Below are 16029 nucleotides of genomic sequence, written 5' to 3'. Positions count from 1 at the left end.
ACTTACTACTCTGTCTTCATGAATCGATCACAAACACCGCAGCGCTGTCTTTTGCGAACCAGCTCTACAAGGCCCAACCGGGTGAATCCGAATACGTGTACGGCGTTCGGATCGTTTTTCGTTAAGCATTCAAGTTTATGAAGCAATTGCTGCCGATTTTCATCCTTTTCCATACGAAGAAAATCAACGACGACCATTCCACCGATCTGTCGCAGCCGCAGCTGTCTGGCGATTTCTTTAGCCGCCGCCAGATTAATATGAAGCGCTGTTTCCTCCCAATTGCTGCGGATAGCCATTGAACCTGAATTCACATCAATTGCCGTGAGTGCCTCTGTATATTCGATCATTAATGATGCCCCGGATTCAAAAGGAACATAGGGCCGTAGCGCAGCTTTGTAGGCTGATTCAAGATTAAAGTAACGAAAGAGATCCTGATGTTCTTTATACATAAATGTCGTATTTGGCGGAAGCTCGTCTTGATCAATTAAAAAATTGGCAATAACCGTGCTCTTTGGTGGAAAATGATTTTCATTTAAAAGCGCAGCAGCAAATGAATACTGGCGCAAGATTCTTTTTTCCGAAGATACATGTTCGGCAGCGCGAAGGATGACACGCGCTTTTTCTTTTAATGAATTAAATTCCTTTTGAATTGCGGCAACATTCTGTTCGCTTGCTTGTGTGCGGATTATAGCACCTTCACCGGTGGCACACCAATCCGACACTATATTTTTTAAACGCTCGCGCAGATATTCCGGGAGACGTCTTGAGACAGCAACATAAGGGCTAAAGGGCAGAAAGATCAGCCTTTTCCCTTTAATCTGGACTTGCTCCGTCAACTCCGGCACCTTCCCGTCCCGCTCCTCCTTATCAACCTGTATAAGGATCCGATCGCCTGGTTTCACAGTGTGATCCGGACGCTGTTTATGATGCGGCAAAAAACCGCTTTGTCCATCGCCAAGGTCGATAAACCAGCCTACTTGGCTAAAACGATTATTCAGCACCCGGCCGATGAAAAGGTCACCGACTCGAACATCGTTTGCATTCGATTGAAAATAAAAGGAAACAACAATCCCGTTCTCGAGAAAAGCAGCACGTATGCCATTATTTTCTTTTTCCAATACTACAGTCACGGTTTTCTCAGACACAATAACACCATCTTTCCGCATTCATTCACATTATCGCAAATGCGGTTAAGCGGTGCAAATCGAAGCGGTTAGCGGCAGTCACTGATTGTATCACCATCGCAGCCGCCTTTGAAATATTTATCTACCAGTTCTTTCCCATCAATATCGGAATCCTTTATCCCCGTAATATGAATATGGTGCTCCGCATTTTTGTAATAGAGAGAGAAAACGTTAGAAAGCGGTGTGTCTCCTGATACCCGCAGTCGCTTTAATCGAGCAAATCGATACTTTGTACTTGAAACCGCGAGCAGGAAGCGAATAAACCGAAGCGGCAGCACGCGCCGCTCTTTATAGAGCGCAATCAGGATAAAGAGTACGATCACCCAAAGGTTAATCGAAAACGGATAACGCCAAAAGGTAAGGATGCTGAAGAGTAATAAAGCAGCAGCTGAAAAATAAAGCATTTTTTTATAGGCAGGTTTAAACGGGTAAACAATCTCCAGCAATACATGCAAAAGCCGCCCGCCGTCTAAGGGCCAAATCGGCAACAGGTTAAAAAGAAGCAATGCACTGTTTTGTGCCAAAAACAACTGATGCTGCTCCGTTCCCCAAAACGGCAGACGAAGCATTGCGTATGAGAGCAACGGCAGCCAAACATTTTGAAGCGGACCAGCAAGAAAAACGACAAATTCCTGATAAAACGGATGTGCCTCATGCTCATCAAGCTTTGCAACACCGCCGAAAGGCAGAAGCTCGATTTCAATGACATTCCAGCCAAACCCTTTTGCCGCAACGGCGTGGCCGAGTTCATGAATAAAGACAATAAGAAACGCGATCGCTGTTTCCCATAAATGACCAGTCAGTGTGCCGGCAGCAATAACCAGCCAAAACACCGGATGTATTCTAATTTTCGGCAGTAAACTAGTCAAAGGACATCACCTGAATGGGATCGATAAATTTTTCACCCTTTTTCAATGCGAAGTAGAAGGTTCCTTTTTTGTTTTTTTCGGAGGTAATGCCGATTTTCTGACCTTTTTTCACCTCCTGATACACCTTTACGTTTGCTTTGTCCAATTTTCCATACCATGATTCATCACTATCTTTATGCTGAATAACGACCGTTTCGCCAATATTTTTCTTTTTCCCGACAAAAACAACGAGACCATCTTTTGCTGCCTTGACTTCAGAATGCGACGTGGTTTCAACGGTAACACCCTTTGATTGACTGCTATAGGGTGATTTCACTTCACCGACAACCGGCTCAGCAAAAGAAGATGTTTTACTCACTTCATCCGTACCCGTGCTTCCTCCGTTTGCAGTTTTGACCGAGTCACTTTTAAAATTTGGTAAAAAGCTGATCGGATCGCCTAGATTCTTCTCATACCAATCAGAAACAGCAGCAAACTGAAATTCCTGCGTCATCGCCGTTTTAATTGAACCTTTAACGGCCTGAAATTGACTTCCCTGATGATTATTTATCCCATATACGGAACCGACAAGCAAAGCAGAGATGACACATTGGAACAGGAATCGGCGCGTATGATGCACGGGCGTTTGATTTTGCTCGTCAAATGGTTCATAGTAAGACGCTGCGTCATTGCGCCTGCCGCTCCCATGCTTGTACTCCATATAAGGTTTAGGTGCAGCCTGCATCATCATTAATTTTCTTTGTTTACGTTGCTCATGTCTACGTTTATAATCCATAAAGTCCTTCATCGTCGGCTTCCTTTCCGCACTTGTCCGCTTTTCTTTTAATCGATATGTTCGGATACGGCTGATGGTACACAGTTCAATAGATTTTATCTCTTTGGACTTGCCTTCTAAAAGAACTGTATGCCGGCAAAGGAGAAATTATGAGCATGTAAAGAAAAGCTTGACAAAGCCGATTCTTGATGCTGGCCAAGCTTTTTTTATACTAGGCATCCGCTGATTCTCGATACTTTTCTTGTAGAAAAAAGCGACTGACGCGCAGATGTATATCCGCATGCCAGTCGCTTTTTTATTTAACAATTATCTCATGCCGAGCAACGATTTAAAGCGATGGAAAAAGCTGTTTTTCTCATCAAGCACCATGAGCGGCACCGTCTCGCCCAAAATGCGTCTGCCGATGTTTCGATAAGCTTGAGCAGCCTTTGACGATGGATTGAGTGCGATAGGCTCACCTTTGTTTGACGATGAAATCACACCGTCGTCATCGACAACAATACCGAGCAAATCAATGGCCAGAATGTTCATGATCTCATCAATTTCCAACATTTCTCCGCTTTTCAGCAAATGCTGTCGAATGCGATTGATGATTAATCGCGGCGGTGTAATCTGCTTCTCCTGCTCCAGCAACCCGATAATTCGATCTGCATCACGTACCGATGATATTTCCGGTGTTGTCACAACGATCGCGTGATCTGCACCTGCAACTGCGTTTCTAAAACCGCGTTCGATTCCGGCCGGGCAATCAATAATTACATAATCAAAATCTGATTTTAATTCATCAACCATTTTCTTCATCTCAGCTGGCTTGATCGCTGTCTTGTCTGTTGTTTGAGCTGCAGGAAGCATGCTGAGACACTCGAACCGCTTATCTTTGACCAGTGCCTGATTCAGCTTACAGCGACCTTGCGCCACATCGACAAGGTCATAAATAATACGATTTTCCAGCCCCATAACAACGTCTAAATTGCGCAAACCAATGTCCGTATCCACCAGACAGACTTTTTTTCCCTGCAAGGCCAGTACTGTGCCGACATTTGCGGATGTCGTCGTTTTCCCGACACCGCCCTTGCCTGAAGTCACAACGATTGCTTCCCCCATCGTTTACACCCCTTTTTCATAAATCTTACAACTTCTCAAGTGCGAATGACAGATTCCGCTTCTTTAATGCAGCATGCACTCGGTCGATAACAATTTTTCCGATTTTTTCATCCAAATAGGCACATTCAAGCAAGTGATCCTCTTTCATTTCGTCAATCGTATTGTTTTCATTTCGACTGATGACCTGTCCGATTTTGAGTTGTGTCGGTTTCATTATTGAAGCGACAATCACCGCACTTTTTCTGTCGTCGGCTGATCCGGCTGCTGCGACACCCCTAAGCGCTCCGAATATATAAATGTTTCCGGTTGCTGAAACTGTTCCTCCCGGGTTGACATCGCCGATAAGAAGCAGATCCCCTTCAATCGAAAGCACCTGCCCGGATCGAATAATTCGAGCGATCGGTACGATCTTTTCCTGTGCCTTTTTCTTTGCAATATCTTCAAGAGTAATCACATTCGATTGAATATCGTCAACTTTCAGATGGTCAAAAGAATGAATAATCTCTTTTAACTGATCGCGTTGAGCCGCACTGATATACCGATTTCCCGCTTGAATTTTAACTGAAATAACGGGACCTTCTTTATATAGGTTGGTATTCGCCGCTAGTTTTTCTTTGAGTTCACGCACCAAATCACGATAAGCACAAGCTTCATCCATAACGAGTACAAGGCCGTCCTTCCTGCCTTTCATCGTTATAAGTGGCTGAGTGGCTGACATCGGGATTTTCACCTCGATATGTTTGATATTCAATATGAGAAGGGCAAAATCCTTCATAGAAATGGAACAGATTCAAAACAATTAAAGTAAAAATAAAAAAGATCTGACGATTAATGTATCGGCTTTATCGGATTCATTTTCCAATCCCGTCCGAGAGTTTCTCAAAAAAACGCCTGAACGGATAATAAATAAGCATAGTAAAAACTGCATTTAAGCATATTGTAGGCAGAAGACGGAATTGAAGGAATAAATCAAACTGCTGATCGGTCACGCCAATCATTAGATAAACCACGTAAACCCCAAACTCCAACATACAGACACCGGCAACAGTAAGAAGAACAGTCATGGCAATGTTCATATTCACCCATTTGGAAATCGCATACACCAAGTATACAGTGAGTGTTAGGCAGAATGCATAAACACCGAGCACCGAAGCATAAACAATGTCAGTTAAAAAACCGAACAAAACAGCATATTTTAATCCCCAGTTCGGTGATCCGAAAAAGGTAAGCATGAGTAGCACAATGAAGACAAATTCAGGAACGATCTGGATATTTGTTCCAACACGGTTAAAAGGGAAGAGCGGCATCACAGTCCCCTGAATGAGAAAAAGAAGGAAGAGAAGGATGAAGATTTTGCTCTGCTTCAATTCCCCTTCCCCCCGTCAAAGGAGACCTGTGTTTTTTTATCAATAACAAGCACATAGTTTAAATGATCCAAATCAGCCGCTGGCTTCACCTGAGCGGTTTTTGTGAGTCCATACTGATCGGTCGACACGCTTGTTACGGTGCCGATCACAAGTCCTTGTGAATATTTACCGCTCAGGCCCGATGTCGTAACTTCTTGTCCTTTTTTAACTTTTGCTTTGATCGGTATTTTGCCGAAAAGAAGTGTTCCCTTGTTCTGATCATAGCCTTCAATCATACCAAAGATTGCGCCACCATTTTTCGGATGAATCATCGCTGATATCTGATTGACATTTTGATCATTGGAAATAAGCGAGACTTTGCTTGTAAAATTGCCAACCTTGGAGATTCTGCCAATCAGGCGCTTCCCGGAAGTAATGACCGGCATGCCGTTCTTAATTCCGTTCACTTTTCCTTTATCAAGCGTAAGCAGCTGATTCCATTGATCATACGAACGACCGATCAATGTAGCCGAATACTTTGTATAATCAGAGAGAGACGGATCATTCTTCAAATCCAGCTGTGCTTTCAGTTCCTTGTTTTGCGAAGTCAGATCTCTGTTTTCCTGTTCAACACTTGCATAATTTGCCAGATTTTCTTTTAAGCGTTTATTCTCTTTATAAGCATTTTCAATATCATTGACATTCTGAAAGAAACCCGCTGCATAGCGAGCGGGCACATTGACAACATATTGAAACCCTCCAACGACATCCTGAACAAATTGTTCGATCCATGTTGCGCGCGTACCTTCTTTTAATGAATAGCTGATGAGCGCAATAAGAACAATCAGGCTGGTCAAGAGGACAATTAATTTTTTATTTGAAAAAAATGAAGGCATACAGACACCTGCTTAATCATTAACTTTGAGCTGAATTATTTTCTATTGGCCGCGGAAATCGAATTCGCCTTTGAACGAATTAAAGGCAGGTTTTCTAATGAACGACCAGTACCGATTGCAACACAATCAAGCGGATTTTCCGCTACAATAACCGGCATTTTGGTTTCATCACTGAGCACATGATCCAAATTATTCAGAAGTGCTCCTCCCCCGGTTAAAACAATACCTCGGTCCATAATATCTGCGGCAAGTTCAGGCGGTGTTTTTTCAAGAGTGACTTTAACTGCTTCAACAATTTGATTTACTGAATCATGCAATGCTGAAGCTATTTCCTTACCTGATACTTCGATCGTTTTCGGAAGTCCCGACAAAAGATCTCTGCCTCGCACTTCCATCTTTGTATTTTCCATCTCTTCTGATCCTCCGGCAGAACCAATTTCAATTTTTAATGATTCCGCTGAACGCTCGCCGATCATCAGATTGTAGGTTTTCTTTACGTATTGAATAATCGCTTCATCCATATCATCTCCGGCAATTCGGATCGACTGGCTGGTCACAATTCCGCCGAGCGAAATAATCGCGACCTCGGTCGTTCCTCCGCCTATATCGACAACCATACTTCCTGTCGGCTCCCAAACGGGAAGATCTGCTCCAACTGCGGCCGCAAATGGTTCCTCAATTGTATAGGCCTCGCGTGCACCGGCTTGCTTCGTTGCATCTTCTACCGCGCGTTTTTCAACGGCTGTAATTCCCGACGGCACACACACCATGACATTAGGCTTGCGCGAAAATATTGAGCGCTGTTTTTGCGCTTGATTTATAAAATATTTCATCATCGTCGCTGTTGTTTCAAAATCCGCAATGACACCGTTTTTCATCGGACGAACCGCTACGATGTTGCCCGGCGTACGTCCGATCATATTCTTAGCCGGAGTTCCTACCGCTTCAATCAAACCGGTATCCGTGTGCAGAGCAACAACAGACGGCTCTCTGACGACAACACCTTTTCCTTTTACATACACCAAAGTGTTCGCCGTACCAAGGTCTATGCCCATATCTCTAGAAAATCCGCCAAACATCTATGTAATCTCCCTTCAGGTTGCAAAACTCATACACTTGATTATATCTTAATTGAACTTGAATTTATAGGGGCGGAAGCGAAATGACCGGAAAATCTGTTCACTTCCTAGTCATTAAAGTAAGCCCTTCTGTTTTAAACTGACAAAACACTGATCACCGATTACGATATGATCTAAAACATCGACACCGAGCATCTTGCCGCATGAAGCAAGACGCTTGGTAACATCAATATCTTCACGGCTGGGCGTCGGATCGCCGCTTGGGTGATTATGAAAACAAATAATCGCCGCAGCTGACTGTCTGACTGCTTCCTTGAACACCTCGCGCGGGTGAACGATTGACGCGTTCAAGCTGCCGACAAAGATCGTTTTCTTATACAGCACCTGATTTTTTGTATTGAGGAATAATGCGACGAAATGTTCTTGCTTCAAAACACGCAATTCTTCCATGACATAATCTGCACCATCTTCCGGTGAGCGGATCGCGTAGCGGGAATCGTGGACCATTCTCGCCATGCGCTGTCCGATCTCAAATCCTGCCAGCAGCTGAACCGCCTTTGCTGTGCCAATACCCTTGACCTGTTTCAATTCTTCAATGCTCGCTTCCCGGAGCAGATCCAAACCCTCAAAACGGCAGACAAGACGTTCAGCAAGCTGCATAACGGATTCGTTCCTTGTGCCCGAATGTAAAAGAATGGCCAGCAGTTCCTGACTGGAAAGAGAAGACGCACCTTCACGGATTAAACGTTCTCTCGGGCGATCCTCCTGAGGTACATCCTTCATCATTATATTCTTGACCATTTTCAATTCCTCCATTCTGCATCGCAATGCCTGTTAAGATACAGCATATCTTGTTTCTAAAAACTCTGCAGAATAAAAAACAGTAAAAATGTGAAGGTTTTGCAGGCTGTCGCTCAATATTTTCGACATAGACTCCACGTTTATGTCACAAAAATAGAAAAACCGTGTAAATTAAATTTTTCCAACATTATGGATGGATGAAATGATTATAGTCAATAAGTGAATTCAAAAGCTCCTGCTGTAGCGCAAGAAATTGAGCGCCATAATTCTCATTTGACACTTTTCCAATCGCTTGGCGTGCCATCCTTGCATGGTTCAGCAAGGATTTTGCTTTTGTATTGTCCGCACTTTTTGATGCGCGTTGATAAAGCTTGTCCGCTGTTTTCAATGAGCCGGCATTTGCCGCATGTGCGCCGTTCTTCGATTGTTCCATCAAGGAAAGTAATTCCAAAATCAACTTCTTATAGTGTAGCGCTGCCTCTGCCTGCGATTGTTTTTTTAGAATCGCCTGACTTGCTTCAATGGGTACTTTCTTTTTGAACACAGTCAAGCCCTGATCCTTAAAATGGTCGAGCAAACGAGTCGCTCCGGCATCTGTCTGAGCGACACCGACTAATATTGCCGTTCCACCTGTAACCGGCATCACTGCAGCCGGTCCATGGCTGCGGAGCTCACTTGCAATCCGCTCTGCTTTAGCTGTTGAACTGAAAAGCCCTGCCTGAACAACATATACCGACAAATTCAGATCGTTTTTCGACACAGCACTTGAGCTGTCTGTGCTGGACTGTGCTTGATTGTTGCCACTTGTCCATGTGTCTTTCGATTTCGGATTTTGTTCGTTGAAAATCATAAGCATTGTCAGACCGATCACAAGGCCGACCACTAAAGCAGCTGCTGCCGGAAGCCAGATGAAACGAATGGTCGGTAACGGACCTGCTGATTTTCTCGATGACGGATGCCATTTCTTTTTTCTTTTTAAGATAAGACGTTTTTGCTTCACAAACGCTTCCTCATCGACAAGCGGTTGCGCGTGGTGATCCGCCGGTACATGATCTTCAGAAAACGCGGCATTCCAGTCCAAAGATTTCTCTTTATCTGCCGCAGTTTCACGCCTTGTCCATTCTTCCATCGTATGTTTTTTCCCATTGAATATAATCGTCACTTGAGGTGTCTTTTTGTTTTTTTCGGGCATATCGATCATCGATCCCCCTTACACGAAACGAAACTCTGCTTCCGAATAGCTTAGCACAGCGAACATAAAAATGGACAAGACATTTGTCGTCTTGTCCACAATTTTTTTCGCTGTTTTTTTCACGAATCGGATTCTTTTAATAATCAGATATATCGAGCAACGCGGTTTTTTCCTTGCTGCTTCGCTCCCTTATACATCGCGTGATCCGCATTGTAAATCAACTCAGAAGGATCTGTTGCATCAACCGGTGCCGTCGATGTACCCAAACTAATCGTTACAAAAATTTTGTCGTAGCGGTTCTCTGTTTCGTTGAAAATCATAAATGTCTCAGCAGCAACCGCAAGACGAATCGTTTCGGCAACTGCAAAACACATGTTTCGATCCATTCCCGGCAAAAGGACGGTAAACTCTTCGCCGCCGTATCGTGCCACTATGCCTTTATGCCCAACCGTTTTTCGCAGGCGATTGGCGACACCGATCAAAATAGCGTTGCCATTCTGATGGCCGTATGTGTCGTTAATTTGCTTAAAATTGTCAATATCCATCATAATAATTGAAAACACTTCTAATGACGGGTCATTGTACATTTTATTAATAACTTTCATCATATATCGATAATTAAACAGATCGGTGAGCGGACAGCGCTCGCTTTCCTTCTTGCGAATTTCAAAGTTTTTAGCATTTTCAAGACTGATTGCAAGAAAATCTCCAACAATTTCGATACCAATTCGACTCGTATTCGTATAAGATCGGGACACGTGGGATGCCAGTGTCAACACACCAATGACTTGCCCGCGATGCATCATGGGCACAGACAGGTATGATTTTGCTTGTCCATTTGAAAGCGCGTCAAGAAAAGGGTATAAACTCCCTGTGTTTCCTGATCCAATGATCGCCTTCGCCTGTCGAAACACACTCAAACTTACATCGGCTTCTTGCTGAAAGGGGACAAAGGACTCGCCTTGGTCCTTTCTGTACATCCGAACCAGTTTCGGCCGTTCAGGATGCGTATACAAAACCACATAGAGATAATCGACCGGAAGCATCGTCGGCATTTTTTCAAAAAGCAGATCAAACACGTGCTTGACAGACAGTTCTTCTGTAAGCTGCTGACCAAAATGATTGACACTCTGCAAGAATTGAATTAATTCCTGATTATTATTAATTTGACGCATAATAATCGAAAGTGCGACCATTGGTATCGCAATCATCAGCATACCGAGCCAGCCACGCGACGCATACATCAAGTAAAAAGCGATACCAAGCGGCATCATCAACAAGGTAATGATGATTTCCCAAACGGAATCCCGGTCAAACAGTCTAACTTTAAACGGAATGCTTAAAAGCCATTTGCGAATGAACATAAGCACAATTGTATTTGCCAAATAGGCCGAGAAGTAAAAACCGAAAATCGGCAGCAAACTCAGCTCAAGAACATTATTTGTCACTTCGGTTGCTCTTCCGCCCAGTGTGTAATAAGTAGAGCCCGATGCAATGGAAACAAGAAGAAACATGGTCAAATTGATCGGAATGCGGTAGGCATCCGTTTTTCCAATTCTCTGACTGAGCAGATAGACCATAATACAAAATTGTGTCAGTAACGTTTCAACGAATAATCCGAAAATCAAAAACGTTGCAAGTCCAATTCCTTGAAGAACAATAATATCTGTTCCTTTTACTTTAAAACTAAAAAGTGCGGTGAGTACAAAAACAATCGTTACAGTTAATAGAGAAGCAGGCATGATGTTCCGCGGCGGATCGATCATATAAATGATCGGCAGAGAAAAAAAGAATGTCAAGATCCAAATGGCAGTAACTGCCCATTGTTTCATTTTCGACAATCGCACTTCCTCCTTTATGCTAATCTGTGCGATTTTGGAAATTAATCTTCTATTATCCTAATACTATTTTACTACTAATATAATAATAATGTTAATTGTAGCAAAACAAAAACAAGTTGAAAATGGTTTTTCAAAACCTTCTCAACTTTTTGCAATCATGTACCTTTCATCATTATTTTCCGTAAAATTCAATGATTTAACGCAGATGATCAGCCGTGAGCAATGCTTCACGGACAACCGCAATAAAATAGAGTGAGCCGCAAATCATCAAAAGATCGTTTTCATCTGTTTCTTGAATCATTCGGTGAAGCGCTGTGCTCCAATTTGGATCCTGCCTTTTCTTTGGATGATGCGAAGCGGCATACAGCAAATCGCTGCTTGCAGCCCGCGGAAAATCAAATGAGGTAAGCGTTATGTCATCGGCTGCGGTTTCAATCAGCTGAACCATTGTCTTGTATTCCTTATCCTTAAGCGCTGCGTATAAAAGATGAATGTTCTTGCCGTCATAGTATCTTTTCACGGTTTGAACCAGTGCTTTTGTCCCTTGAACATTGTGGGCACCATCAATGATAATCAACGGATGATTCGTTATTCGCTCAAATCTCCCCGGCCAGGCCGCCTTCTTCAACCCGATACGGATCGCTTCCACACTCACTTTCATGCCGCAATAGGTCGATAAATAGCAGATGGTCATCAAAGCAGCAGAAGCATTTTTCAACTGATGCTCGCCTTTCATATGGATGGTTAGTTGATGAAGATGTATCGACCCTGTATCAAAATTGAAATGCTCCCCTTTGCTGTTATGTCCAAGTGGGTGGAAAACAAATGCATCGTTCAGAATAAATAACTTCGATTCCTTTGCCGCTGCTTTCTCCCGAATCACGGCGAGTGCTTCGGGATGTTCTGCTGTTGTCACAATACCTGTATCCTGCTTGATAATCCCTGCTTTTTCAAAAGCAATCTGTTTAATTGTATCGCCGAGCACCTTCATGTGATCCATGGCAACATTCGTAATAACGGATACAAGCGGATGAATCACATTAGTGGAATCCAATCGTCCGCCGAGTCCGACCTCATAAATGACGAGATCGCATGGATTAAGCAAACCAAAATAAACGAAACTAATCATCGTCACCGCTTCAAATTCAGTTGGACTGCCAAAATCAGTTTCACGATCAACGGCGAGCGTCAATGGATACACCATGTTTGCTGCTTTAATTAAATCTTCATCACTGATCGGATGACCATTCACCATCATACGCTCATTAAAAGAAGTAATGTAAGGCGAGGTGAAGGTTCCGACTTTCATGCCGGCTGCTTCATAAATATGCCACAGATAGCAAACGGTTGACCCCTTCCCATTCGTTCCGCCGACATGAACCGTTCGCATGCGGCGTTCCGGGTTCCCCAGTTTGCCCAGCATCCATTTCATTCGTTCAATGCCCGGCTTGATTCCAAAAGGAATCAGACTTTGAATCCATTTTAATGCTTCGTTATATGTTTCAAACATTTTCCGACCCTCCGAATAACACTCCTGCACATTTAATAAATTGAGAAAACGGCGGCGGATCAAGGATCCCACCACCGTTATGTCTCAATGATTGAACGCTCTATGTCTCAATCAGGCGTTCAATTCAGCAATTCTTGCTTGTAATTTATCGCGTTTCTGCATATAATCCGCTTGTTTCTCTCTTTCTTTGGCAACGACTTGCTCCGGTGCCTTGGCAACGAATCGCGGATTGCTCAATTTTTTTTCAACGCGCTCTACTTCAGCGTTCATCTTATCGAGTTCTTTATTCAAACGGTTAATTTCATCATCAATATTAATCAGACCGGACAGCGGCAGATAAATATCAGCCCCAGAGATAACGGCGGAGACGGATTTATCCGGAGCCTGAATATCCGTTCCGATCTCCAGAGTAGCCGGATTGCAGAAGCGTTCAATATAGCTCTGATTTGCTTCATAAATTTTGGTTTCGCGATTCGACACAGTTTTAATCAGCATAGCGACCGGCTTCTTCGGCGCAACATTCATTTCTGCACGAATGTTGCGTACGGAGCGAATCACATTTTGCAGCGCAGCCATCTCCTTACCCGCTTCAGCATCATTCCAATCCGGTTTCACTTCCGGCCAGCTGCTGTGCATGATTGTTTCGCCTTCATGTGGAATATGCTGCCAGATTTCTTCCGTAACAAATGGCATAATCGGATGAAGCATCTTAAGAATTTTATCCAGGACATACGTCAGAATTGATTTCGTTGCTTGCTTGGCAGCCAAATCATCACCGTAGAGCGGCAGCTTTGCCATCTCAATATACCAATCGCAGAAATCATCCCAAATGAACTGGTAGAGATGATGACCGGCTTCACCGAAATCATAGCTTTCATAAAGTGCTGTGACCTTTTCAATCGTTTCGTTCAGACGAGTCAAAATCCAGCGGTCGGCAACGGACTGGATTCCGGAGAGATCCATATCGTTCGACGAAAATCCATCAAGGTTCATGATGACAAACCGTGAAGCATTCCAGATCTTATTGGCAAAGTTCCAATTCGCTTCTACCTTCGACCATTGGAACGTTAAGTCCTGACCCGGGGTCGTGCCCGTCGCCAATGTATAACGGAGCGCATCCGCACCGTATTTGGCGATGACATCCATCGGATCGATCCCGTTGCCAAGTGACTTGCTCATCTTACGTCCCTGCTCATCACGAACGAGACCATGTATGAGAACATCTCTGAAAGGACTTTTACCGGTAAATTCCGTGGACTGGAACATCATGCGCGCTACCCAGAAAAAGATAATATCATAGCCGGTCACAAGCGCGTTTGTCGGAAAATAGCGTTTGAAATCCGCTGCCTTTTCATCCGGCCAGCCCATTGTTGAAAATGGCCAGAGCGCCGAGCTGAACCAAGTATCCAGCACATCTTCATCCTGCTTCCAGTTTTCAATATCCTTTGGTGCCTCCAAGCCGACGTAAACCTCTCCTGTTTGTTTGTTGTACCACGCAGGAATCCGGTGTCCCCACCACAGCTGCCGGGAGATACACCAATCGCGAATATTTTCCATCCAATGTCTGTATGTGCCTTCAAAACGCTCAGGAACAAAGTTCACTTTATCATCAGTCTCTTGCATTTTTAGCGATGCATCAGCAAGCGGCTTCATTCTAACAAACCATTGTGTTGACAAAATTGGCTCTACGACAACACCGGTCCGTTCTGAATGTCCAACCGCATGCGTATGCTCTTCAACGTAGGCAAGCGCTCCGGACGCCTCAAGATCCTTCACAATCTGCTTGCGGCATTCGTCGCGATCAAGCCCCTGATATTTGCCTGCAAATTGATTCATTTTTCCGGTTTCATCAATAACCAGAATGCGTGGCAGATCATGTCTGTTGCCCACCTCAAAGTCGTTCGGATCGTGCGCGGGTGTGATTTTTACCGCTCCAGTTCCGAATGATTGATCCACATAGCTGTCGGCAACAATCGGAATCTCGCGTCCTACCAGCGGCAGAATTGCCTTTTTGCCAACGATGCCTTTATAGCGTTCATCATCAGGGTGGACAGCAATAGCCGTATCACCGAGCATCGTTTCCGGGCGAGTTGTCGCAATTTGAATGGATCCTGATCCGTCGGCAAGCGGATAGTTCACGTGCCACAGGAAGCCCGGTACTTCTTTATAAATAACTTCTATATCGGACAGCGCAGTGCGTGCGGCCGGATCCCAGTTGATAATATAGGCCCCGCGGTAAATCAGCCCTTTTTCATAAAGCTGAACAAAGACTTTGCGTACCGCTTTGGACAATCCCTCATCGAGGGTGAAGCGTTCCCTTGAATAATCGAGAGACAAACCGAGCTTTGCCCACTGTTTCCTGATAAACATCGAATACTCTTTTTTCCATTCCCAGGCGACCTCAAGAAACTTCTCACGCCCCAAATCATAACGGGATTTTCCTTCCTTGCGCAGCTTCGCGTCAACCTTTGCCTGAGTTGCAATACCGGCATGGTCCATTCCCGGGAGATAAAGTGCGTCATAGCCCTGCATTCTTTTAAAACGGATCAGCAGATCCTGCATGGTCGTATCCCATGCGTGGCCGAGGTGAAGCTTTCCCGTGACATTGGGCGGCGGAATAACAATCGAATACGGTTTCTTTTCCAGATCGCCTTCCGCTTTAAAATAGTCTTTTTCCAGCCAGGTTTTATACCATTTTTCTTCAGTCTGGCTCGGATCATATTTCGTCGCCAATTCTTTATCCATCATTGACCGCTCCCTTGAATCTCTATTTTCATGCTCATGTCACATGAGCCGGATAAACGTAAAAAAGAGCTTTCCTACGTCAAAAGGACGAAGGAAAGCTCCGTGGTACCACCTATATTCACGCGCACGAGTCGCGTCTCATTCATTCGATAACGGATTTCCGGACTTTCCTAATTGACCGTCAGGGTCGTTCAGAAAGACTGCTCAAGGGCTACTTCAACATCTGCCGCTAAAGAAGCTTTTCAGCGCACCAGCTTCTCTCTCTTATAGAGGATATTCAACAAGTCTGGACTCCTCTTCTAGCTTAACAATGTGTACTACTCCCTGTCCCAGCATTTTCATTCTGACACAGAACTCGTTGTGTTTTGTAATCATTATATATAGTTACTGTTCTGCTCGTCAATGCCAATAGGAAAAAAATTTGATCACAGACGCAAAAAAGGATTCATAGACTATAGCATAGCCAAGTTGAAGTCTGTATAAACGAAGGGAATGACACACGTGTTCAAAAATAATCGATTTCAGCCCTTTTTTAAAAAGTGTCGTGAAGGACTGAGTGTTATTGTGCTGCCGCTTGCCCTTTTCCAGCTCATTCGTACCATTTTCCTGCCGACATCCATGGACGTGATGCTTACCGCCCTGCTCTTCTTTCTTTATGTGGGCTATTTAAAGAAATGGCTTTAACAC

The 16029-nt window shown here is 44.1% G+C and carries 14 protein-coding genes; 1 reads left to right on the top strand and 13 read right to left on the bottom strand.

Annotation, left to right across the window (positions count from 1 at the left end; translation table 11 throughout):
* Nucleotides 1-5: 5 nt before the first annotated feature.
* The 13 genes from NIE88_RS19620 to NIE88_RS19560 form a co-directional block, all read right to left on the bottom strand.
* Complete coding sequence (locus NIE88_RS19620) at nucleotides 6-1145, bottom strand: ribonuclease E/G (protein WP_253065036.1); 1140 nt, start codon at nucleotides 1143-1145, stop codon at nucleotides 6-8.
* A gap of 68 nt (nucleotides 1146-1213) precedes the next feature.
* Nucleotides 1214-2053: a M50 family metallopeptidase gene (locus NIE88_RS19615; RefSeq protein WP_253065035.1), complete on the bottom strand. Its 840-nt coding sequence runs from the start codon at nucleotides 2051-2053 to the stop codon at nucleotides 1214-1216.
* On the bottom strand, nucleotides 2046-2840 hold the full coding sequence (locus NIE88_RS19610; protein ID WP_253065034.1) for a M23 family metallopeptidase: 795 nt from the start codon (nucleotides 2838-2840) through the stop codon (nucleotides 2046-2048). The genes NIE88_RS19615 and NIE88_RS19610 overlap by 8 nt, the downstream gene beginning before the upstream one ends.
* Before the next feature lie 294 nt (nucleotides 2841-3134).
* Complete coding sequence (gene minD / locus NIE88_RS19605; protein WP_253065033.1) at nucleotides 3135-3932, bottom strand: septum site-determining protein MinD; 798 nt, start codon at nucleotides 3930-3932, stop codon at nucleotides 3135-3137.
* A gap of 25 nt (nucleotides 3933-3957) precedes the next feature.
* On the bottom strand, nucleotides 3958-4650 hold the full coding sequence (gene minC, locus NIE88_RS19600) for a septum site-determining protein MinC (protein ID WP_253065032.1): 693 nt from the start codon (nucleotides 4648-4650) through the stop codon (nucleotides 3958-3960).
* Nucleotides 4651-4783: 133 nt separating this feature from the next.
* Nucleotides 4784-5299: a rod shape-determining protein MreD gene (mreD, locus tag NIE88_RS19595; RefSeq protein ID WP_253065031.1), complete on the bottom strand. Its 516-nt coding sequence runs from the start codon at nucleotides 5297-5299 to the stop codon at nucleotides 4784-4786.
* Nucleotides 5296-6174, bottom strand: coding sequence for a rod shape-determining protein MreC (mreC, locus tag NIE88_RS19590; RefSeq protein WP_253065030.1), 879 nt, complete (start codon nucleotides 6172-6174; stop codon nucleotides 5296-5298). Before mreC ends, mreD begins: the two co-directional genes overlap by 4 nt.
* Before the next feature lie 35 nt (nucleotides 6175-6209).
* The gene (locus NIE88_RS19585; RefSeq protein WP_253065029.1) at nucleotides 6210-7253 is read right to left on the bottom strand and encodes a rod shape-determining protein; all 1044 of its coding nucleotides are present in this window, start codon (nucleotides 7251-7253) and stop codon (nucleotides 6210-6212) included.
* Nucleotides 7254-7367: 114 nt separating this feature from the next.
* Nucleotides 7368-8054, bottom strand: coding sequence for a RadC family protein (gene radC, locus NIE88_RS19580; RefSeq protein WP_290446606.1), 687 nt, complete (start codon nucleotides 8052-8054; stop codon nucleotides 7368-7370).
* Nucleotides 8055-8241: 187 nt separating this feature from the next.
* Nucleotides 8242-9255, bottom strand: coding sequence for an SPOR domain-containing protein (locus NIE88_RS19575; RefSeq protein WP_253065028.1), 1014 nt, complete (start codon nucleotides 9253-9255; stop codon nucleotides 8242-8244).
* A gap of 134 nt (nucleotides 9256-9389) precedes the next feature.
* Nucleotides 9390-11078: a sensor domain-containing diguanylate cyclase gene (locus NIE88_RS19570; RefSeq protein ID WP_253065038.1), complete on the bottom strand. Its 1689-nt coding sequence runs from the start codon at nucleotides 11076-11078 to the stop codon at nucleotides 9390-9392.
* A gap of 205 nt (nucleotides 11079-11283) precedes the next feature.
* Nucleotides 11284-12597, bottom strand: coding sequence for a bifunctional folylpolyglutamate synthase/dihydrofolate synthase (locus NIE88_RS19565; RefSeq protein WP_253065027.1), 1314 nt, complete (start codon nucleotides 12595-12597; stop codon nucleotides 11284-11286).
* Between the two features lie 111 nt (nucleotides 12598-12708).
* Nucleotides 12709-15342 carry a valine--tRNA ligase gene (locus NIE88_RS19560; protein WP_253065026.1) on the bottom strand — a complete coding sequence of 878 codons (2634 nt, stop codon included), beginning with the start codon at nucleotides 15340-15342 and terminating at the stop codon, nucleotides 12709-12711.
* A gap of 501 nt (nucleotides 15343-15843) precedes the next feature.
* Between NIE88_RS19560 and NIE88_RS19555 the strand changes: the two genes are divergently transcribed.
* Complete coding sequence (locus NIE88_RS19555) at nucleotides 15844-16026, top strand: YszA family small membrane protein (protein ID WP_253065010.1); 183 nt, start codon at nucleotides 15844-15846, stop codon at nucleotides 16024-16026.
* Nucleotides 16027-16029: the final 3 nt, after the last annotated feature.

Source organism: Sporolactobacillus shoreicorticis, assembly GCF_024125445.1.
Classification (GTDB): Bacteria; Bacillota; Bacilli; order Bacillales; family Sporolactobacillaceae; genus Sporolactobacillus; species Sporolactobacillus shoreicorticis.
The sequence above is the reverse complement of the archived record's forward strand: the minus strand, read 5'-3'. Positions and strand labels throughout refer to the sequence as shown.